Origin of the sequence: Gordonia sp. DT218 (assembly GCF_049847105.1) — a bacterium.
GTDB lineage: Bacteria > Actinomycetota > Actinomycetes > Mycobacteriales > Mycobacteriaceae > Gordonia.
Map to the genome: position 1 here is coordinate 265,740 of NZ_JBNCNS010000004.1, position 18,699 is coordinate 284,438.

Annotated in this window: 20 protein-coding genes; 8 read left to right on the top strand and 12 right to left on the bottom strand. The window is 67.6% G+C overall.

What is annotated here, in order from left to right; translation table 11 throughout:
* Positions 1-55: 55 nt before the first annotated feature.
* Both ACPXCG_RS16575 and ACPXCG_RS16580 read right to left on the bottom strand, forming a co-directional pair.
* Complete coding sequence (locus ACPXCG_RS16575) at positions 56-391, bottom strand: rhodanese-like domain-containing protein (protein ID WP_425793472.1); 336 nt, start codon at positions 389-391, stop codon at positions 56-58.
* Between the two features lie 424 nt (positions 392-815).
* On the bottom strand, positions 816-1,664 hold the full coding sequence (locus ACPXCG_RS16580; RefSeq protein ID WP_425793069.1) for a S49 family peptidase: 849 nt from the start codon (positions 1,662-1,664) through the stop codon (positions 816-818).
* Positions 1,665-1,736: 72 nt separating this feature from the next.
* On the opposite strand from ACPXCG_RS16580, the gene ACPXCG_RS16585 reads away from it, so the two are divergent.
* The gene (locus ACPXCG_RS16585; RefSeq protein WP_425793070.1) at positions 1,737-2,489 is read left to right on the top strand and encodes a VOC family protein; all 753 of its coding nucleotides are present in this window, start codon (positions 1,737-1,739) and stop codon (positions 2,487-2,489) included.
* Position 2,490: 1 nt separating this feature from the next.
* Here the strand turns inward: ACPXCG_RS16585 and ACPXCG_RS16590 are convergent, their stop codons facing one another.
* Together ACPXCG_RS16590 and msrA are read right to left on the bottom strand one after the other, a co-directional pair.
* Positions 2,491-3,561: a winged helix DNA-binding domain-containing protein gene (locus ACPXCG_RS16590; RefSeq protein WP_425793071.1), complete on the bottom strand. Its 1,071-nt coding sequence runs from the start codon at positions 3,559-3,561 to the stop codon at positions 2,491-2,493.
* 3 nt (positions 3,562-3,564) lie between these two features.
* The gene (gene msrA, locus ACPXCG_RS16595) at positions 3,565-4,269 is read right to left on the bottom strand and encodes a peptide-methionine (S)-S-oxide reductase MsrA (RefSeq protein WP_425793072.1); all 705 of its coding nucleotides are present in this window, start codon (positions 4,267-4,269) and stop codon (positions 3,565-3,567) included.
* Positions 4,270-4,772: 503 nt separating this feature from the next.
* Between msrA and ACPXCG_RS16600 the strand changes: the two genes are divergently transcribed.
* A complete protein-coding gene (locus ACPXCG_RS16600; RefSeq protein WP_164309992.1) occupies positions 4,773-5,402 on the top strand; it encodes a superoxide dismutase in 630 nt (209 codons plus the stop codon).
* Here the strand turns inward: ACPXCG_RS16600 and ACPXCG_RS16605 are convergent.
* From ACPXCG_RS16605 to ACPXCG_RS16615, 3 genes are read right to left on the bottom strand one after another with little or no spacing between them, the layout of a single operon-like run.
* A complete protein-coding gene (locus ACPXCG_RS16605) occupies positions 5,386-5,760 on the bottom strand; it encodes an alanine-zipper protein (RefSeq protein ID WP_425793473.1) in 375 nt (124 codons plus the stop codon). The genes ACPXCG_RS16600 and ACPXCG_RS16605 overlap by 17 nt on opposite strands.
* Positions 5,724-6,473: an energy-coupling factor transporter transmembrane component T family protein gene (locus ACPXCG_RS16610; protein ID WP_425793073.1), complete on the bottom strand. Its 750-nt coding sequence runs from the start codon at positions 6,471-6,473 to the stop codon at positions 5,724-5,726. Before ACPXCG_RS16610 ends, ACPXCG_RS16605 begins: the two co-directional genes overlap by 37 nt.
* Complete coding sequence (locus tag ACPXCG_RS16615) at positions 6,470-8,527, bottom strand: ABC transporter ATP-binding protein (RefSeq protein WP_425793474.1); 2,058 nt, start codon at positions 8,525-8,527, stop codon at positions 6,470-6,472. Before ACPXCG_RS16615 ends, ACPXCG_RS16610 begins: the two co-directional genes overlap by 4 nt.
* A 264-nt stretch (positions 8,528-8,791) precedes the next feature.
* On the opposite strand from ACPXCG_RS16615, the gene ACPXCG_RS16620 reads away from it, so the two are divergent.
* From ACPXCG_RS16620 to ACPXCG_RS16630, 3 genes are all read left to right on the top strand, one after another.
* On the top strand, positions 8,792-9,310 hold the full coding sequence (locus tag ACPXCG_RS16620) for a peptidase (RefSeq protein WP_425793074.1): 519 nt from the start codon (positions 8,792-8,794) through the stop codon (positions 9,308-9,310).
* Positions 9,311-9,424: 114 nt separating this feature from the next.
* Positions 9,425-10,162, top strand: coding sequence for a TMEM165/GDT1 family protein (locus ACPXCG_RS16625; RefSeq protein ID WP_425793075.1), 738 nt, complete (start codon positions 9,425-9,427; stop codon positions 10,160-10,162).
* 78 nt (positions 10,163-10,240) lie between these two features.
* Positions 10,241-11,002 (top strand): SDR family NAD(P)-dependent oxidoreductase, encoded by a 762-nt coding sequence (locus ACPXCG_RS16630; protein WP_425793076.1) that lies wholly within the window; start codon positions 10,241-10,243, stop codon positions 11,000-11,002.
* A gap of 22 nt (positions 11,003-11,024) precedes the next feature.
* On the opposite strand, the gene ACPXCG_RS16635 is transcribed toward ACPXCG_RS16630, so the two are convergent.
* Genes ACPXCG_RS16635 through ACPXCG_RS16645 form a run of 3 tightly spaced genes read right to left on the bottom strand, consistent with a single transcriptional unit; the run spans position 11,025 to position 13,188 of the window.
* The gene (locus tag ACPXCG_RS16635; protein WP_425793077.1) at positions 11,025-12,104 is read right to left on the bottom strand and encodes an MAB_1171c family putative transporter; all 1,080 of its coding nucleotides are present in this window, start codon (positions 12,102-12,104) and stop codon (positions 11,025-11,027) included.
* A 16-nt stretch (positions 12,105-12,120) separates the two neighbouring features.
* Positions 12,121-12,630 (bottom strand): hypothetical protein, encoded by a 510-nt coding sequence (locus tag ACPXCG_RS16640; RefSeq protein WP_425793078.1) that lies wholly within the window; start codon positions 12,628-12,630, stop codon positions 12,121-12,123.
* Between the two features lie 30 nt (positions 12,631-12,660).
* Complete coding sequence (locus tag ACPXCG_RS16645; protein WP_425793079.1) at positions 12,661-13,188, bottom strand: XRE family transcriptional regulator; 528 nt, start codon at positions 13,186-13,188, stop codon at positions 12,661-12,663.
* A 318-nt stretch (positions 13,189-13,506) separates the two neighbouring features.
* On the opposite strand from ACPXCG_RS16645, the gene ACPXCG_RS16650 reads away from it, so the two are divergent.
* Positions 13,507-14,442, top strand: coding sequence for a hypothetical protein (locus ACPXCG_RS16650; RefSeq protein WP_425793080.1), 936 nt, complete (start codon positions 13,507-13,509; stop codon positions 14,440-14,442).
* Positions 14,443-14,466: 24 nt separating this feature from the next.
* Here the strand turns inward: ACPXCG_RS16650 and ACPXCG_RS16655 are convergent, their stop codons facing one another.
* Positions 14,467-16,119 (bottom strand): TM0106 family RecB-like putative nuclease, encoded by a 1,653-nt coding sequence (locus ACPXCG_RS16655; RefSeq protein ID WP_425793081.1) that lies wholly within the window; start codon positions 16,117-16,119, stop codon positions 14,467-14,469.
* Positions 16,120-16,294: 175 nt separating this feature from the next.
* Here ACPXCG_RS16655 and ACPXCG_RS16660 point away from each other — a divergent pair, with 175 nt between their 5' ends.
* A complete protein-coding gene (locus tag ACPXCG_RS16660) occupies positions 16,295-16,987 on the top strand; it encodes a DUF6474 family protein (protein WP_425793083.1) in 693 nt (230 codons plus the stop codon).
* A gap of 93 nt (positions 16,988-17,080) precedes the next feature.
* A complete protein-coding gene (locus tag ACPXCG_RS16665; RefSeq protein WP_425793084.1) occupies positions 17,081-17,818 on the top strand; it encodes a hypothetical protein in 738 nt (245 codons plus the stop codon).
* Here the strand turns inward: ACPXCG_RS16665 and ACPXCG_RS16670 are convergent.
* Complete coding sequence (locus ACPXCG_RS16670; RefSeq protein ID WP_425793085.1) at positions 17,815-18,663, bottom strand: alpha/beta fold hydrolase; 849 nt, start codon at positions 18,661-18,663, stop codon at positions 17,815-17,817. The genes ACPXCG_RS16665 and ACPXCG_RS16670 overlap by 4 nt on opposite strands.
* Positions 18,664-18,699: the final 36 nt, after the last annotated feature.

The following is an 18,699-nucleotide window of genomic DNA, read 5'->3' on the forward strand; positions in this document are numbered from 1 at the left end:
CGTTCGCGCCCCGGACGATGCGGTGCCTGGATACGGCACTGCGGACACAGGTCGATCATTTCGACCCGGTACTCCCCGCCTCGACCGGCTTCTCGTTCTCGACCCACGCGAGCATGCCGCCGCGGACACAGCTGCCCTCGTAGCCGAGTTGTGCGAGATACTGCAGGACGCGCATCGATCGTCCGCTCGAATGACACACCACCAGGAGATCGGCGTCGAGGTCGATCTCGTCGATGCGGGCCGGCACATCGCCCAGCGGGATGTGTACCGCACCCCGGACATGACCCGCCGCCCACTCATCGTCCTCGCGGACGTCGAGCAGGACCCGGTCCGCCTCGTCGGTGAAATCGTCCGGCAGCTCCGTGACCGGCACCTGCCGGATGTCGCCCATGCTCACGAATCCATGGTGGCACAGCCGCCCGGGCCGCGGCGCGCCCTGTGCACAACCACTTCGGCCGTACTCCCGAATTGACACGGCCGTCGGCAGGTGAACAACACTATGCCGACCTACATATAACTATCCACATGCCGGTTTGCACGTCCGGCGTGAGGTGTGCATCGACCACCATAAAGCTGTGGATGAGACTGTGGAAACTGTGGACAACCAGGCCACATGCCGCACCGATCTGTGACCGTTACCACACCCGTTGTGATAGGGGTCACGGATCTGGTTGCGCAACGGTTGAGACTATTCGACAGCGTGCAGACCCACGTCACAGTCAAAGGTTCTTCACGATAACCGCTTTCCCTGTGGATAACTTGGGGAAAGTTGGGGAGAAATCGGCGTGACCGGCTGAGCATGAACCCTCGATCCGTCACTGCAGACGCGTGGCGAGCGCCCGATCGACGGCGCTGACCGTCCCCGCGACCACGCTCTCCATCAATTGGTTCACACTGACCTGCCCGCCCACCAGGCGGGCGACAAGGGGTTTCGGTGCCTCGATCATGGTGATCTCGGCATCCGGATAGCGCTCGGCGATGACCGACCGCATGACGCCGATCCCGTCGACGAGTCCGACCTGCACTGCGCGGCTGCCGACCCAGATGTCGCCGCTGAACAATTGGTCGTCGGGAGCACTGAGCCGCTTGCCGCGCCGCTGCCGGACCCACGCGATGAAGGCCTCGTGCAATTGGGCCTGCAACGCCCTGAGCCACTCCACATCCTCGGGCCGCTCCGGCGAGAAGGTGTCCAACCGGGCCTTGTTGTCGCCGGTCGTGTACAGCCTGCGCTGTACACCGAAACGCGTCAGCACATCGGAGAGACCGAACCCCGACGACACCACCCCGATGGACCCGATCATCGAGGTGTGCGCAGCGAAGATCTCGTCGGCGGCACAGGCGATCCAGTAGCCACCCGACGCTGCGACGTCCTCGCAGAACGCGATGACCGGGACGCCCTTCTCCGCGGACAGCTGGCGGATTCGTTCGGCGATGTACTCCGACTGGGCGGGCGAGCCGCCCGGCGAATTGATGACGATCACGACAGCCTTCACGTGTTCGGTGCCGAAGGCGCGCTTGAGGACAGACTCGACATTGTCCGCGGTCAGCCCGGAACGGCCGAGACCGCCGATGCCGATCGGACCGTCGAGCCGGACCACGGCCACCCGGTCCGCTCGCGACCGCGCCACCCGTTTGGCCACCTTGTCCCACGGTCCACGACTCATGTGCCGAGTGTAGTGCCACGCGTCAGGTGTCATCGGGCACGCCGACGGCCGCCACGACATTAGACTCTCGGCGTGGAGATCCGATGGCTCACCGCATTCCTGGACTTTCCGGCGGAGCAGTTCGGCGCCGAGGTCACGTTCTGGCGCGCAATTGCCGGCAGCACCGTGTCGCCGCCGCGCGGCGAACACCGCGAGTTCGCCTCGTTGGAGCCGTTCAACGGAGATCCCCATCTCCGTGTGCAACGGATCGACGCCGGACCCGGCGGAATCCATCTCGACCTCCACGTCGACGACCCGCGATCGGCGACGTCCGAGGCGATCGCCCTGGGTGCCACCGTGGTTCGCGACCACGCCGGGCCCGCGTACATGTCGTTGGCCTCGCCCGCAGGCTTTGTGTTCTGCCTGGTCGAATGGCAGGGCGAGTCCGAGCGCTCGCGGCCGATCCGATGGCCGGGCGACACGATCAGCATCATCGACCAGGTGTGCATCGACATCCCACGCGAACTCCACGAGCGCGAGGTCGAGTTCTGGACCCGGTTCACCGGCATGCCCACTGAGCCGACCATCCGTCCCGAATTTCTCCGCCTGCGTCGCGACCACGACCTGGCTGTCGGCATCCTGTTGCAGCGCAACGGGCCAGATGACACCGCGACGTCAGCCGGCGGGCATCTCGACCTGGCCGCCACCGCGGTCGAGGACGAGGTCGCGCGGCACGAGGACTGGGGCGCACGCGTCGTCGAAGAGTTCCCGACCTGGACGGTGATGTCAGATCCCGTGGGCAGGCGATACTGCATCACGAGCCGCAACCCGCGCACCGGCGAGTGATTCAGGCTCGCGTATCGCAGAACTGTTGCAGTCGTTGACGTTCGACTTCGAGTTCGGCACGGCCACGACGCGGGAGGTCGATCATCATGTCCGCGACCACGCGGTCGTCCTCCACCCGCCATGAGCCGGCGAGACGGCCGTCGACGAGCACGAAACCCGGGTATCGGCCGTTCGCGGTGAGGAGGCTCCGATAGCGGTCGTCGTCGGCGATCCGACGTCGATCTGCTTGCGCCACAATCACGTTGTCGTACGGAGCAATGAACCGGACCGGCGCGGGAACGTCCTCGTCCACGATGTCGAGACCGTCGAGGTCGAACAGTTGCTCTCCGTCCGGACCGGTGCGGATCACGAGTTCCCAATCGGCTTCCATCGCGTCGAGCAGCGGCCGCAGCCTGGTACGCCCGCACCAGGTCTGGATCCCCTGCACCGTCGCGGGACCGAATCCCCGGAGATAGAGCCGGATGAGGTCCTTACGGGCCTCGTCGTCGACGACCGCCGGTTCGCCGGGCCCGACCCAGTCGTCGAAGAGCTGATAGGTGGGCGCCGCGGAGCCCCGCCAGAGTCCGCGGGGTGGCACCTGGACCAGCGGCAACCCACACCTCGCGACCGCGACCAGCGTCGACGGGTCGTCGTCGGGGTGCCGTTGTGCCAGTTCACGACCCAGGGCCGCCCCGGACATCTCCCGGCCCGTCAGCAGTTCGGCCGCCTCGGCGAGCACGTCGGCGGCGGCGGTGCCGGCGAGACGTCGCTCATGGATCGCGACCTCGGTGTCCAGCAACGGTTGCGCGATCGGCCGGATCCATCGTGCGTCCTCGGCGTCGATCAGGAAGACCGTCGATCGCAGCAGCGCCATCCGGACGACCTCCCGATCGGTCAGCAGCCCGTCGAGTTCCGCGGGATCGAAATCGTTGATACGCGACCACAAACCGAAGAACGGCGCCTTGGGTTCCTGGGCCTGGAGGCCGACGCAACGGTCGAGCACCTCGATGGCGTCCTCATCGACGCGGTCGAGCAGATGCTGGCGCTGCAGCAGCGTCCGGTTCCACTGACCCGGACTGATCTCGTCGGCCACCGATCAGGCGGCCGGGTAGTGCAGGCCCGTGGCCGCGTGGCACCGATAGCCGTGCGGATTCTTCGCGAGGTACTGCTGGTGGTAGTCCTCGGCATAGTAGAAGCGGCCGTCGCCGGCCTCCGCGAGCGGCTTGATCTCCGTGGCGATCGGGTCCAGTCCGGCATCGGCCAGCACCGTGCCGAACTTCTCGGCAGTGGACCGGGCGACCTCGGCATCGGACTCCGACACCGTGTAGATCGCCGACCGGTACTGCGTCCCGACGTCGTTGCCCTGCCGCATCTCCTGAGTGGGATCGTGGCTCTCCCAGAAGATCTTCAGCACGCCCTCGAGATCGATCATCGACGGATCGAACACCACCAGAACCGATTCGGTGTGCCCGGTGCGGGCGGTACAGACCTCCTCGTAGGAGGGATTCGACGTGTACCCGCCTGCGTAGCCGACGGCGGTCGTGTAGACCCCCGGTACTTGCCAGAAGATCTCCTCGATACCCCAGAAACATCCGCCCGCGAGGACCACGGCCGAGAGCCCGTCGCCGAACTCGCCGATCCCGTTCCCGTCCGGGTCGGTCGCACCCTTCATCGGATGCCTCAGGAGAAGGTGATCGGCCGCGACCGGCACCGCCGCGTCGCGGCCGGGCAGCGCCTGATCGGCGGGTACGAGATGACGCTTGTGCGATTGCCCGGAAAGTAGCTGGTCAAGCCATGACATGCCCCGATCCTACGCCCGCGGCCGACACCGTCGGGGTTGATGTATGCCCGACGGTCTGCCTACTATGACGCGACCATTGGGTGTGTGACCACAGTCACTCTGGGTCACCACTGCCGGTCCGGCCCCGCGGCAAATGCAGCCGCGATCAGCGACGACGAAGGGTTTCGATGGCAACGCACGCGAGCACGGACCTCCGTCGAGCGATGAGCCCTCGCGCCGCGGCGCCGCGAGCGACGTACGACGTCCGCTCCGCGTGTTTCGGTACGGCCGCGAGCATCGCCGGGCTGATCGCGTTGCTCGTCCTCCTGATCGTCATCTGACCAGGCGGTCCGACGCCGATCTCGGCGAGGAGAACTTCAACCGCACTTGAAGTGGATTCCGCCGCAATGTTTGCAATCCCCCATGCTGTGGGTAAGGGTGGAAGTACCCGCGTGACCGACGTCAGACGTCGCAGCTTTTCACGCGCGCAGTGAGAAACGCACAGCACCTCAGAGAGGAAAATCGTGGCTGAATACACCTTGCCGGATCTCCCGTACGACTACGCGGCACTGGAGCCGCACATCTCCGGCAGGATCATGGAGCTCCATCACGACAAGCACCATGCCACCTATGTGAAGGGCGCAAACGACACCCTCGAGAAGCTGGCCGCGGCCCGCGACGACGAGACCATCGCCGGCAAGGTCTACGGACTCTCGGCAACCCTGTCGTTCCACCTCGGTGGCCACACCAACCACTCGATCTTCTGGAAGAACCTGTCCCCCAACGGTGGTGACAAGCCCGAAGGTGATCTCGCCGCGGCGATCGACGATCAGTTCGGCAGCTTCGACAAGTTCAAGGCGCACTTCACCGCCGCCGCGACCACCCTGCAGGGCAGCGGCTGGGCCATCCTCGGCTACGACACCATCGGCAAGAATCTGGTGATCCTGCAGCTGACCGACCAGAGCGGCAACATCCCCGCGGCGATCATCCCGGTCGTCATGCTCGACATGTGGGAGCACGCCTTCTACCTCGACTACCAGAACGTCAAGCCGGATTACGTGAAGGCGTGGTGGAACGTGGTCAACTGGGCCGACGCGGCCGAGCGCTTCGCGACGGCAAGCAAGCAGGGCGCAGGACTCATCGTCCCCGCCTGATCGCCCTGACTCGATCGACCTCGACGGCGGTCACCCACAATCGGGTGGCCGCCGTCGTCGTCTGCCGAGCGGGCACAGTCGTCTGCCGAGCGGGCACAGTCGTCCGTCGAGCGGGCACAGACCTTCGTCGATCGGGCACAGAAACTCGCCCACTGTGCGCAGAATCCCGCCCACTGTGCGCATCGACCGGTCGTCGCGCACGATCGGCACGAAAGTGCGCACGGTCGGCGGGATTTCGCGCACGATCGGCACGAAACTGCGCACGGTCGGCGGGATTTCGCGCACGATCGACACGAAAGTGCGCACGGTCGGCGGGTCGGGTCAGAGCAGGATCGTCGCGACGATTGCGCCGGCACAGGCGATTCCGACGACGACGAGCACCACGGCATCACGGAGTCCCGGTCGCGACGGATACGCGGTGAGACGCCCGGTACCGCCGCGGGCGGTGATCGCCTCCGCCATCTCCGCACTGCGCCGCAGCGCGCTCGACAACGCGGCCGTGATCATGTCCACCACACCCATCTCCGCGGCCGGGTGACCACTGCGCGCCGGAGCGGACGGGCGTAGCCGGTGGGCGGCCCGCAGCATCCGCAACTCCTCGATGAGCAGCGGCAGACCGCGCAGGCACAACGCGATCGCGACGGCCCACTCGTCGACCGGAAGGCGCAGAATCCGCAGCGGCCGCATCAATGTCGCGATCGCAGGTGCCACCTCGGCCATTGCCGTCGTCCAGATCACCAGGATCGAACTCGCCACCAGGACGAGTCCCAACGTGACGGCCCGCAGATAGACCACCAGCGCCGACGGCCCGAACGTCAGGTTGAGTGCGCCGCCCGCGATGATCAGACCCCAGAACCACCACGGCGGACGGGGAATCGCGCCGAGCGGGATGCCCGCGATGATCGCCGTCAGGAGCACCACTACGGCGACCAACCCGAGCGCAGGCCACGACGGCAACACCCAGGTCATCACGCCAAGGGCCATCACGACGATCAGCTTGGTACCCGCCCAGAGGCGGTGGATCAGCGAATCACCCGGCACCTGCCGGAGCGGAACTGTCTGTACGCTCATTCGGCCACCTCCGGTGATGCGGACTGAAAGTTCGGTGTCCCGAGCGTCTTCGACGGTTCGGACAACGTGGCCAGCGTGCCGTCGGTCAGCTGGACCCGACGGTTCACCACCGCGTCGAGGTCGGTCAGATCGTGGGAGATGATCACGATGGTCAGTCCGTCGGCCCGTAGCCGCGCGAGCATCGCGACGATCTCGGTGCGGGCGTAGGGGTCCACACCGGCGAGCGGTTCGTCGAGGATGAGGACCTTGGGCCGCCGCGCGACCAGTCCGGCGAGCACCACGCGGCGCATCTGACCGCCGCTGAGCGAATCGATCCGCCGGGCCGCCATCTCGCGGGGCAGTCCGACCGACTCGAGCACGCGCGCGACCTCCGCGGTGCCGACCTCGATGCCACCCGCGGCCATGATCTCGTCGCCGACGGTCTGTTTCTGCAATTGCAGGCGGGCGTGCTGGAAGGCCAGCGCGACGTCACCGACCTGACCGGTCACCGGTTTGCCGCGCAGATCGGCCGTGCCGGCCGTCGGCCCGATGAGTCCGGCCATGATCCACGCAAGTGTCGTCTTGCCCGAACCGTTCCCGCCGACCACCAACACGCCGTCGCCCCGGCACACGGTGAGGGACACGTCGTGCAGCGCCTTCACCTGCCATGGGGAACCCCGCAGATAGGTGTGGCCGACGCTGTCGAGCACCAGCAGCGGTTCGCCGGTGGCCGCGCCGGGTACGGCGTCGAGCCCGGTCAGCACCACCGGCTCCTCGACCGAGCCGGGCCGTGGAACCCACTGTGGCGGATGATCGATGACCCGTCCGAGGTGCAGGTGGACCACCCGGTCGGCGGCCGCGGCCTCCGCGCCACGGTGGGTGATGAGCACGACCGTCATCCCGCGACGGGACGGCAGGTCGGCGAGGAGGGCGAGAAGTTCGTCGCGGCCGGTGGGATCGACCATCGAGGTCACCTCGTCGGCGATGAGCAGCGCCGGCTCGCGCGCGAGCGCCGCGGCGACGGCCAGTCGCTGCTGCTGACCACCAGACAGATCTGATGTCTCACGCGCCCCCAGCCCGGCGAGTCCGACCTCGGCCAGCAGCGCTTCCACATCGACGTCCACACCGGGCGGCAGCCCCCACACCACGTCGTCGGCGACACGCGAACCGAGCATCTGGGTCTCCGGACGCTGCAGCACCATCGCGGTACCCCCGTGACGCCCGAGCCCCGCCGCACCCGGCCGGGTGACCGAACCCGACGTCGGTGCCCGACCGGCCAGGATCTTCGCCAGCGTCGACTTGCCGGAACCGTTGGCGCCGACCACCGCGACGAACTCGCCCGGCGTCAACGTCACATGCACGTCGTCGAGGACCTGCGGCATCTCCGGTCCGTATCGGAAGCCAACGCCCGACAACGTGAGCGGTAGCGGACCGACCGGTGCGTCGCCGTCGGCGACATCGCCTGCGTCCAGCGTGTCCTCGCTCGGGACGTCCGCGAGTCGGCCGACGACTCCACCGAGCAGCCACCACGCCACCGCGAGGGAGAGCGCGGTGCCCAGGGCACCCGACACCCACATCCAGATCCACCACTGGTCGACCATGCTGTTGCCGAGCGAATCGACCGTGTCGGCGAGCCCGGACAGGGCGGGGAAGTTGTCGAGCAGCTTCACCAGTCCGCCGATGGTGTTGCCGAGCGCCTCGAGAGCCAGTTTCCGCAATGGCACCAGGACCAGCAGCACGAGCACCGAGAGACCCCCGATGATCGGTGATGCGATCAGGCTCGCCATCGTGATCGTCCCGAGGCCGCGGCCGCGGCGTTTCGTGTCGCCGACGATGCCGCCGACGAGGGCGGAGCCCAGGACGGTCGCGGCGGCGCCGGTGCCCGCCATCGCGAAGCTCACCCCGGTGGCCGCCACCGAGGCCGCTATCAGCGCCCGGGGACGGGTGCGCGCGGCTACCAGCGCCAACGGAACCGGGGCCAGCAATCCGACCGCGGTCGCCAGGGGCACCACGGAGGCGACCACGATCGCCGCGACGGTCAGCCCACCGAAGATGGCGACTGACGCCATCTCCATGGGACGCAGCGGGGCGGAATTTCTCACCCATCCAGTGTGCCTGGTCCCGCAGGCGCGCCGGTGTCACGGCGGACACATCGGCCGCAGAGCGCCGACTCTGACCCCGCTTCCCGGGCTCTCGGCGGACTACGGCGTGTAAAAGAACCGTCACAACCCTCGTGTTCGAGTTGTCTGCGAGGCATCCCGGGTGGATATTTCTTCCACAGGATCTCCGCTCTCGGGTCTGAGTCCGGAGTTCCGCCCTGTGGACGAGGGAGACCAGCGATGACGACATCCATCCCGATCGGCCTCACGCCGTTTCACTTCGAGGGAGCGCTCAACGGCATCCTGATCTCGGGCCGGTGGCCCGAATCCACGCTCGAATGGACGCAGACACTCGTCGCCTCCGTACGCATCGCCTGTCGCCCCGGTTTTCTGCCGACCACCACCATCTTCGGGGTCGTCGAGGAACGGCCCGACGATGCGGAGGCCGATGCCGTCGGGATGATGGTCGCGGTCGGCAACGTGATCGACGACAGTTTCGTGGAAGCGGGCCGATTCCTCAGCAATCCGCCCGCTCTGGTCATGCTGCATCCCCCGTCGCAGACCCGGCCGTCGCTGCCCGAGTGTTCGGAGGTCGCGTCGGGGTGCGTGTTGCTGCCGGGGCTGCCCGAACTCGGACTCGAACACCGGGCCGGTTGGGCCGAGGCCGACGGGACGGTTGTCACTCTGCGTAACCAAGTTGGTATCGATCCCAACTCCGACCCCGACACCGCGGTGCTCGCCATGCTGCTGGCGGCCTGACCTGCATCGAATGAGTTAGGGTCCCCAAACATTTAGTTTTGTGCGTCCTACCTGCGGAAATACGGCTCGGCAATCTGTTGCGATGCCGCCTGAGGCAACACTAACCTGGCCCTTATGATTGCTGCCCTGTTGCTGAGCTTCGGCGTGATCTTCGTCGCCGAGCTCGGCGACAAGTCGCAGCTGATGGCCATGACCTACGCCCTTCGCTATCGCTGGTGGATCGTCCTGCTCGCGATCACCTTCGCCACCGCGGCGGTCCATGCCGTGTCGGTGTTCTTCGGGCACTTCCTGGGCGTGTCGATCCCCTCGGACGTGATGTCGATCCTCGCGGGTCTCGCGATGCTCGTCTTCGGTCTCTGGACACTGCGCGGCGACCACCTCGACGACGACGAGTCGACCAAGGCCGACCGGGTCGGGAAATCGGTGCTCTTCGCGGTCATGTCGTCGTTCTTCCTCGCCGAGCTCGGCGACAAGACGATGCTCGCGACGATCACCCTGTCGACCAACAACGACTGGCTCGGTGTGTGGATCGGGTCGACGATCGGTATGGTCGCCGCCGATGCGCTCGCCATCGCGATCGGCGCACTCCTCGGCAAGCATCTGCCGGAACGGACCATCGCCCGCGCCGCCGCCGTCCTGTTCTTCGGCTTCGCCGCGTGGTTGCTGTGGGAGGGACTCTCCGACGCCGGTACGGTCACCGTGATCGCCACCCTCAGCGCCGTCGTGGTGCTGCTCGGCATCGGTGCGATCTACCTCCGGCATCTGCGCCGATCCGCGCCCGCCGACCCACCCGGCAGCGACGTCGTCGCGCCCGACAACCAGAACGAGGTGTCCCGAACGAACGTTCGGTGATTCCGAGAAGTGTGGTCCGTCCCCCACCGCGCGCTGTCTATTGTGATCGGTGACACCGACACCTCGAAAGGATCGCTCATGGACGTAGCCGGATCATCGGTACTGGTCACCGGCGCGGCATCGGGGCTCGGCGCGGCAACGGCCGCGCGCTTCGCCGATGCGGGCGCGCAGGTATTCGGACTCGATCTCCAACCCGCCATCGACAAGGCCGGGGCCGTGGGTGGGGTGACCCTGCTGGCCGCCGACGTCACCAGCGAGATCGACGTGCGGGCCGCGATCGAGACCCTCGCCGACACGGCTCCTCCGCTGCGCGTCACGGTCAACTGTGCCGGCGTCGGCTGGGCCGCGCGCATCCTCGGCAAGGACGGACCGCACGATCTGAGCCTCTTCCAGAAGATCATCAACATCAACCTGGTCGGCACGTTCAACGTCATGCGTCTGGCCGCCGAACAGATGGCCACCGAGCCGACCGTCGACCACGATGGTCAGCGCGGCGTCATCATCAACACCGCATCCGTCGCCGCGTTCGAGGGGCAGATCGGCCAGATCGCGTATGCCGCGTCCAAGGGTGGCGTGCATGCGATGACCATCTCGGCGGCCCGCGATCTCGCGCGGGCCGGGATTCGCGTGTGCACCATTGCACCCGGCACCATCAAGACGCCGATGCTGGCGGGCGTCACACCCGAGTTCCAGCAGACGCTGGCCGGGGCCATCCCGTTCCCGCAGCGACTCGGTGAGCCCGAGGAGTACGCACAGCTCGCCCAGGTGATCGTCGAGCACAACTACCTCAACGGCGAGACCATCCGCATGGATGGCGCCATCAGGATGGCGCCACGCTGATCGTCGCGGTCCGGCTCGGCCGCTAGGCCGACTGCGCGGCGACCGCCCTCGACAACCTCAACAGGGGTTCCGCGTCGGCATCGATGTCCGGCCCGCCGGGCACCACCTCACGTACAGCGCCCCGGGGCCGTCCGGCGACCTCGTACTCCTCGACCGCCGCCCAGAGCATGTCCACTCGGGCGTCGTCGTCGACCACGTCGAAATCCTCGGTGAGAAATGGGCTCAGCTGGGTGAGCGCATCGCGCGTCTCCACCACGCGGCGATGGAACACCATCGACGCCGACGGCGATCCGGGCGTCGGCAGGACCACCTCGGGCACCGGCCCGGTCACCATCTCCCAGAGCGGGATCAGGTCGTCGGCGGCGCGTCGGTGGCGACGACGCACCGTGATCGAATGCCAGCGCGACCGCAGCATGGGGAAGCTGATGCCGATCAGGAAGGCGACCACGCCGATGATCGAGCACACCCGACTGACGTCCAACAACCACGGCAGCCGGACGACATCGCCCGCCGAGCCGATGACGAAGACGATCTGGAGCACCGTACTCACGGTGAGGAAGACGAGGCCGACGAGCAAGAGGCCCAACGAGATCCGCAGGTAGCCAGCCGCGATCACGATGACCGTGCCGACGCTCCGCACGCAGGCGACGAACCCGTACGTGAGGTACCCGCTGGCGATCAGCATGAACAGGGCGAACGCGACGTTGCGAACCGTCCATTCGGAGACCTGCTCGGTGCGGAGGTCGGTGGGTATGACGAGCATCGTCACCTGCAGACCGACGAGCGCCACCACCAGCGGGATGGCCTCGATGCCGGCCCGGCGCTCTCGGGTGGTGGACCGACCGGGATAGAAGAAGACGACGATCAGCGCGGCGACGCCGACGGCGAGCAACGCGTAGAAGAGAACACGGTCGGCGCCGGTGAACGTCAGCGTGTCGATCGCATCCGTGACGTCGTCGCCGGAGACCACGAAGGCCATGGTCAAGGCCGCGATGGCCACCGTCATGGCGACGGCCTGCAGGCCACCGCCCTCGCGTCGGATCTGTTCGAGGCGCCAGCACAATGCAGCCGCGAAGAGGAGTGCGGCAATCGCGTTGACCACGCCGACGACGATCACGCTACAGCCAGCCCTTGTGCCCGCCGAGGACCCGCTGGATGCCACGCAGATGGGTGTCGTCCGGTGTCGATCCGACGGTCAGACGCGCCTCACCGGCCCAGTTGAGGATCATCGACGCCAGCATCTCGGCTTCCCATTCACGCGCGTCCGAATAGCACGTGTGGTTCAGCGCCGCGTCCGACTGCTCGTCGGAGGGGGTGGTGAGGGCCGACGCCGAGACCGCGCCCAGCATCTGGTGTCCGGCGATCAGATGTCCGAACTCGTGCACGACGATCTGATCCTGGTGCAGCTTGGACGTATTCGCCTGGTAGAAAAAGTAATCCGCGTCATCGGCGGCCAACCAGATCCCGTTGGGCACCCCGGCAGGGAGCGGGTGGGCGATCAGCCGGATGGCACGTCCCCGCTGCGCGCCGAAGCGGTCGCAGAGTTGGGTGACGTCGAGCGGGAGGTCGAGATCGAGACCCTTGAGCGTGTCACGGCACAATGCGCGGAGCGCACGCTGACTTCGCATGGATCAGTGGGCCTCGTCGAACAAGGACGTTCAGTCCACCGCTCGCGCGCCCACGACGCGCAGGCGTGCTTCCTCCGTCGCGGCGTCGGAGATCCCCGCAGCGAGGATGTCCGGCGGATCCTTGGGCAGCCCCTGCTGCTCGCGCAGGACCTTGATCAGCTCGTTGACGACGGTGACCGAGTCGCTCGACAGTCCGGCCAGACGGAATGCCGCAAGCTGGACGTTGGTGTCGGCCTGCAGGCGCATCAGGTCGATCTCGTCGCGCGTCCGCTGCGCCGCCCGATCCTCGAGGAAATAGTGGACATCCACGCCGAACGCGGCGGCGATGCCCTCGACCGTCCGGAACGACGGCGACTTGGCCTTACCCGAGCGCAACTGACTCAAGTAGGACTCGCCCAGGCGAAATCCCCTCTCCGTCGACCGCGCTGCGATCGCTTTTGCACTGTAGGCACGGCCATTGGGTCCCGGAACCGTACGGAACAGTTCCTCGAGACGGCGTGCGAACAATCCTGGGTCCAGTGCTTCTCGTGGTGCGGAGCCGATCCCCTCGACGTTCATTCGACGGTCGCCCCCTACTGACACATCCGCAATTCGTGAAGTCATTCTTCTCCCCGGCAAATTCAAAGCTTGAACTTGCAAACATTTAAGACCGGCGTGCATCGTGGATGCAACGCCCGTTACGATTTGAACGTACCTGAACGCATCCCCCCACGCGTATCACCTGTGCCGATGCTGTAACGATTGCCCGGTGTGGCATTCTTCACACTCGATCGTGAATAACCTGTGGTGGCGCAAATCCGAGCTTACCGGAAGATGAACTCTGGGCGACCATAAGTCGATCATCGTTGCAGGACACGCACCGAACCGGGGGGTCCGATGAATCACCGAGCCGCGCGTCGAGCCGCGCCGCGCCGACGTATCGGTGCGCTCACGGCCGCCACCGCGCTGATCGCCACCGCCGTGCTCGGCATCGGTGCGGGCGTCGCGTTCTCGGCGCCCGATTCGTCGTCGGGATCCGGAACCGGTTCCGGATCGCACAGCGGTTCCGGATCGCACAGCGGTTCCGGATCGCACAGCGGTTCGGGTTCCGGGAGCAGGCCCGGCCGGGGCGGCCACGATCACAGTGGTGACGACCAACTTGGTCACCACCAACCCGGTGACGACGAATCCGGGGGCGACGAATCCGGAGACGACGAATCCGGTACCGGCGGCGCGACGACGGGCGACCCCGAACCGACGCCAGGGCCCACGGACACCACCGACCCGACCCAACCCACGACCGAGCCCACCGAGCCCACCACTTCCACGGACGACGACGACGCACCCGCGGCCGTCTTGCCGTCCCGTCCCCCGCTCTTCACCTCGACCCCGCAGACCGGCGGACGTATGCCCGGCAGCTCGGGCGACGGGAGTACGAGCAGGGATGAGAACGGGCCCGCGAGCCGCGCAGATTCACATCAGGGCGGCGCAGCACCGGGTGCCGAGGTCCCCGGCCTCCCGACTGCCGACGCAGCGGGTCCGGCTCCCGCCCGGGCACAGGGTGTGGGACCGACGGCCGTCCCACCGACGACTGCCCGACCAGCAGGTCCGCCGCCGGCGCCCGCCCCCCGGGCGTCGACGCCGAACTCGAACCAACCCGCACTCGCTGCCTCCCGGCCGACTGCGGCACCGCCCGCTGCCGACGACAGCGCGCTCGCCACGGCGCGGCGCATCATCCTCGGGCTCGCACCCGGGGCCCTTCTGCTGCTCGGTGCGGTCGCCCTGCTCGGGAGCGGCTCGTTCCTCGAGGCGCTGCGCGCCACGCGATCCTGATCGTCGCGGGAGCGACGGACGGGCTCAGCGGTCGCGGAACTCGAGCACCGTGTCCTCGTGGGGGACTTCGCCTTTCGCCGGGCCGTCGATCCATTCGCGCAGCACCTTGGTGGCGCGGACATCGTCCTCGTTGTACTCCAGCAGTCGTTGCCGCTGCGCCGGATCGGGGGTGGCGCCACCCAGACCGACGGCGTCTCGATACCAGTCCATCGACGCCTCGCCGCTCGCCTCGGCATCGCGCCAGGTGAAACCGGCGACCGGTGCGACTCGTTTGAGCCCCTTGCCGTTGGGACAGATGAAGTTGCGACCGACCGCCTCGTAGATGTCCACCCACTCGTCGGAGGCGATGAACTCTTCGACCTCGGCGCGCGGCGGTACCCCGTCGTCGCCGGCGAAACGCCGCGCGGATCCCAGCAGCCACCGGTTCTCGGCCTGCTGTGAGTAGCAGTATGCCGCAAAGGTTTTCCCGGCGGCGCGGGCCGCTTCACGTTCGGCGGTGAGCCAGCCCCAGAACTCTGCGAACGATCTGCCCTCATCCCGGGTGGGGAGCGGCTCCCACGTGGCGAACGCCCGATACCGGACCTCGCGCGACGGATCGGCGTTGTCGGTCAGCAGGGTGCCCCACAGGTAGGCGCCATGTTCTCCGTAGCTCTCCATGTCCACGTCGACCTCGACGTCGGCCCGATCGACCTGCGGCTCTTCCAGGCGACGGATGAGCGGGATGTCGGTGAGCCAGGCGATCGCGTTCAGCACCGCGTCGTCGAACCGGATGTTTCCCGGCCAGTCCGTCGGTGGGGCGCCGCGGAATTGGGCCAGTTGGTCGATGGTCGTGATCCCGATCTCGCCCAGCGCGATGCTCTGGTTGCCGCCGACGACGAGACTCACGTCTCGGCGCTCTTCGAGTTCGGGCCCACAGCGCGGCCACCACGGACAGCTCCGGCACTCGCCGATGCGGCGCGGCGTGGTGGGGATGGTCTGCCCGGCGATCGCCATCCGGCGTTCGAACGTCTCGGCGTAATCCTCCAGCAGACCGGCCATCTCGAAGACGACGATGCAATCTGCGTCGATCCCGATGACACCGCCCCTGAGATCCACCAGGTCGGCCGAGGGCGTCAACCCGAGGTCGAGCAACATCGCGGTCAGCTGAGCCAGCCGCAGTTGGTCGCGACGCTGATTACGCGCGTTGCGGGACGCGTCCGGTCGCGGTGCCCACGTCCAGACGGGACTCGTCAGCGTCGAGCCGCCGTTACCGCCGTTTCCGGGTTTCACGTCGTAGCTGACCCGATGGTTCACCACGATCACCGGGACGTAGCCGGAGCCGTTGCGAATGAGCAACTCGGCGTGCCCTCGCCTGCCACGTTCGCGGTCGGTCGGCAAGGTGGCGTTCCAGATCCAGGGGGTCTCGGCGGCGCACGCGGCCATGGTGGCCGCGACGCGTGTCGCATGGTCGGACGTCGGGTCGACCAGCACGACCGTGCCGGGTGGCTGATCGCTGTGCAGACCGCGCACCATGTCGCGCACCCCGCCGCGATGGTCCGCGGCGGCATCCTTGCGCCGCTGCGCCTCGGGCGTATCGGGACGCGCACGGACGAGGTCGGGGTGCGACTGGTCGAGCGCGAGACGATGTTCGCAGCCCGCGAGATCGCGCGGGTGCAAGACCACTGCCGCTGCTGCCACTCGCCCATCCTTTCCGACATCGGTCCGTGCCTCGCGTCGTGCACCGACGCTTCGCGCGGGACCGCCCTCGTCGAGCCTATGTAATGCTTGTACCGATGCACGCACTCCCGCTCGGTTTCCGAGCCGGGTGGTTATCTCAAGCTCCGGGACACCGCACAGGAGGTAGGTTCCTCAGATGGGATTGTTCTCGTCGGATGGCAAGACTCGCGCCCAGCGAAAGGCCGAGGCCAAGGCGCTGAAGACCAAGGCCAAGTTGGAGGCCAAGCTCGAGGCGAAGAGTGCGCGGAGGTCGGACAAAGCCCGACGCCGCGCCGACCGTAAGGACCACGCCAAGGAGTTGAAGCAGGAGCGCAAGACCACCAAGGCGGCCGGCAAGGTCCAGCAGAAGGTGGCGAAGGCCGACGCCAAGGCGACCGCGGCCAAGGCGAAGGCCGACGCCGACGCCCAGGCGTTCAGCCCGGCAAGTGTCCGCCGTTATCTGACCGTCGTGCGGCTGCTGTCGCCCATTGTCGTGCCGATCGCCTATCGCGCGGCGGTGGCGGCGCGCGGTCAGGTCACCGCGCTCCAGGCGAACCGCGCCGGTGTCTCACCGGATGTGCTGCGTCAGTTCTCCGGCCACGGCGCGACGCTGTCGGCACGGATCGCCAGCACCCGGGCATCGCTGGAGAAGGTCGCCACCAAGGACACCTCCGACGAGGGTTCGGCGTTCGTGTCCGCGATGGCGACCCGTCTCGACAACCTCGCGATCGCCGTCGACGCCGCGGAGGCCATGCCGGCGGCTCAGCGCCGGACCGCACACCAATCGATCGAGTCAGAACTCGAAGCCATCGAGGCGGACATCCTGGCACGGCTCGGCGTGCGCGCCTGATCCTCCGTCGCGCGGTGCGTGACCACGCCGACGTCGTAAAATGGGGCCCTACCCGCCGCACCGATTCACCACGCAAGGGAGCGTGAGCAGCAGATGACCGACTCCGGCCCGAACAACACTCCCCAGGACTCCCCGTCCGACGACTCGGCGTCCGAGGTGGCCGGGTCGCCGGAGTCGGCAGGTACCGAGGCCGACAAGCAGGCCGGCGAGAGCGCACCGGCCACCGAGACGCCTGCCGAGAAGGCACCGCCGAAGAAGGCTGAGCCAAACAAGGCCGCACCAAACAAGGCCGCACCAAACAAGGCCGCAGCCAAGAAGCCGGCTGCGAAAAAGGCGCCGGCCAAGAAAGCGCCTGCGAAGAAGGCAGCAACACACAAGGCCGCGGCAAAGAAGTCACCCGCCCAGAAGCAGGCGACCGACAAGCAGGCGGCCGAGGAGCAGGCGGCACGGGAGACAAAACCGACGAGCGAGACGCCGGCCGAGCCGGACCCGCCGGCACCGCCCGATACCCCCGCACCGAAGCCCGACGTCGCCGCACCGAGGCCTGCCGCGCCCAAGTCCGCACCGCCCAAGCCCCCGGTCAAGAAGAAGGCGCCGACCGGACCGTCGGGTCCCGCGTCGACCGCACCGTCGGCCCCGCCGTCGCGTCCGTCTCCGGCCGTCGTCGACGCCGTCGCCGAATCCGATGCGCAGCGAGCAACCTTCGCGCAGCTCCGGGCCGGGGCGCCCACCGAGCTCCCGTCGGCGAACCGGACGGTCCCGATCGCCGCTGGCGCGGCGCTCGCCGCCCTGGTGGCGATCCTGATCGCGGTATTGCGGCGCCGCCGCTAGGTCGACTGGACCGCCACGCGGTCGAGGATCGCAGACGCAACCTCGGCAGGCCGGTTCTCCGGCAACCAGTGGTCGGCTCCGTGGATGACGCGGAAGTCGTATGGCGCGTCCACCCAGTTCGCGGTCATCTCCGCACCCGTGCGACCGAGCGCGAAATCGCCGTCGCTCCACAGGTATGTGGTCGGGACGACGATCTTCGGGAACCGCCGATCCTCGCGCGTCCCGAGAGGCAGGCCGCGGTACCAGTTCAACGCCCCGGTCAGCGCACCCGAGGCGACGATGTCGTCGTAGAGGCGACTCGCGAACGGCTCCGGCAACCCGATCCTCTTCCCACCCCCGGCCGACGGCCGAAAAACCCTGGACAGGAACAGTTCCGGGATCTTCGGCAGGTTGAAGAACGCCATGTACCACGACCGGAGCAGCTGTCCGCGTGGCATCGCGCGCAGAAATGCGGCCGGATGTGGCACCGACACCGCGGTCAGCGTGCGGATCCGATCGGGATGCGCGCCCGCCACCGACCACGCGACGGCAGCTCCCCAGTCGTGGCCGACCAGGTCAACCGACTCGACGCCCAGGGCGTCGATCAGCGCGACCACGTCGCCGACGAGCTCACCCATGCGGTAATCGCGACGAGCGCTCGGTCGCGCGCGCGGCGAATAGCCACGCTGGTCCGGGGCTATCGTTCGAAAACCCTTGTCGTGCAACAGCGGTGCGACCAGTTCCCAGGCCGTCGCGCGTTGTGGGAAGCCATGCAGCAAGACGATCGGAACGCCGTCGATCGGTCCGCTGTCGATCACGTCGAAGACGTAGGGGCCATTGGCGAACTCGGTGAGTCGGTCGGTCATCGTCGTCATCCTTCCCCGGTGAATGACCCGACAGTA

Excerpts from the sequence above, each read along its gene's own strand:
- ACPXCG_RS16645 (WP_425793079.1), bottom strand. The coding sequence starts at position 13,188 with ATGAACGTCGAGGGGATCGGCTCCGCACCACGAGAAGCACTGGACCCA.
- ACPXCG_RS16575 (WP_425793472.1), bottom strand. The coding sequence starts at position 391 with ATGGGCGACATCCGGCAGGTGCCGGTCACGGAGCTGCCGGACGATTTC.
- ACPXCG_RS16650 (WP_425793080.1), top strand. The coding sequence starts at position 13,507 with ATGAATCACCGAGCCGCGCGTCGAGCCGCGCCGCGCCGACGTATCGGT.
- ACPXCG_RS16580 (WP_425793069.1), bottom strand. The coding sequence starts at position 1,664 with ATGAGTCGTGGACCGTGGGACAAGGTGGCCAAACGGGTGGCGCGGTCG.
- ACPXCG_RS16665 (WP_425793084.1), top strand. The coding sequence starts at position 17,081 with ATGACCGACTCCGGCCCGAACAACACTCCCCAGGACTCCCCGTCCGAC.
- ACPXCG_RS16630 (WP_425793076.1), top strand. The coding sequence starts at position 10,241 with ATGGACGTAGCCGGATCATCGGTACTGGTCACCGGCGCGGCATCGGGG.
- ACPXCG_RS16660 (WP_425793083.1), top strand. The coding sequence starts at position 16,295 with ATGGGATTGTTCTCGTCGGATGGCAAGACTCGCGCCCAGCGAAAGGCC.
- ACPXCG_RS16625 (WP_425793075.1), top strand. The coding sequence starts at position 9,425 with ATGATTGCTGCCCTGTTGCTGAGCTTCGGCGTGATCTTCGTCGCCGAG.
- ACPXCG_RS16610 (WP_425793073.1), bottom strand. The coding sequence starts at position 6,473 with ATGAGCGTACAGACAGTTCCGCTCCGGCAGGTGCCGGGTGATTCGCTG.
- ACPXCG_RS16640 (WP_425793078.1), bottom strand. The coding sequence starts at position 12,630 with ATGCGAAGTCAGCGTGCGCTCCGCGCATTGTGCCGTGACACGCTCAAG.
- ACPXCG_RS16615 (WP_425793474.1), bottom strand. The coding sequence starts at position 8,527 with ATGGAGATGGCGTCAGTCGCCATCTTCGGTGGGCTGACCGTCGCGGCG.
- msrA (WP_425793072.1), bottom strand. The coding sequence starts at position 4,269 with ATGTCATGGCTTGACCAGCTACTTTCCGGGCAATCGCACAAGCGTCAT.
- ACPXCG_RS16620 (WP_425793074.1), top strand. The coding sequence starts at position 8,792 with ATGACGACATCCATCCCGATCGGCCTCACGCCGTTTCACTTCGAGGGA.
- ACPXCG_RS16670 (WP_425793085.1), bottom strand. The coding sequence starts at position 18,663 with ATGACCGACCGACTCACCGAGTTCGCCAATGGCCCCTACGTCTTCGAC.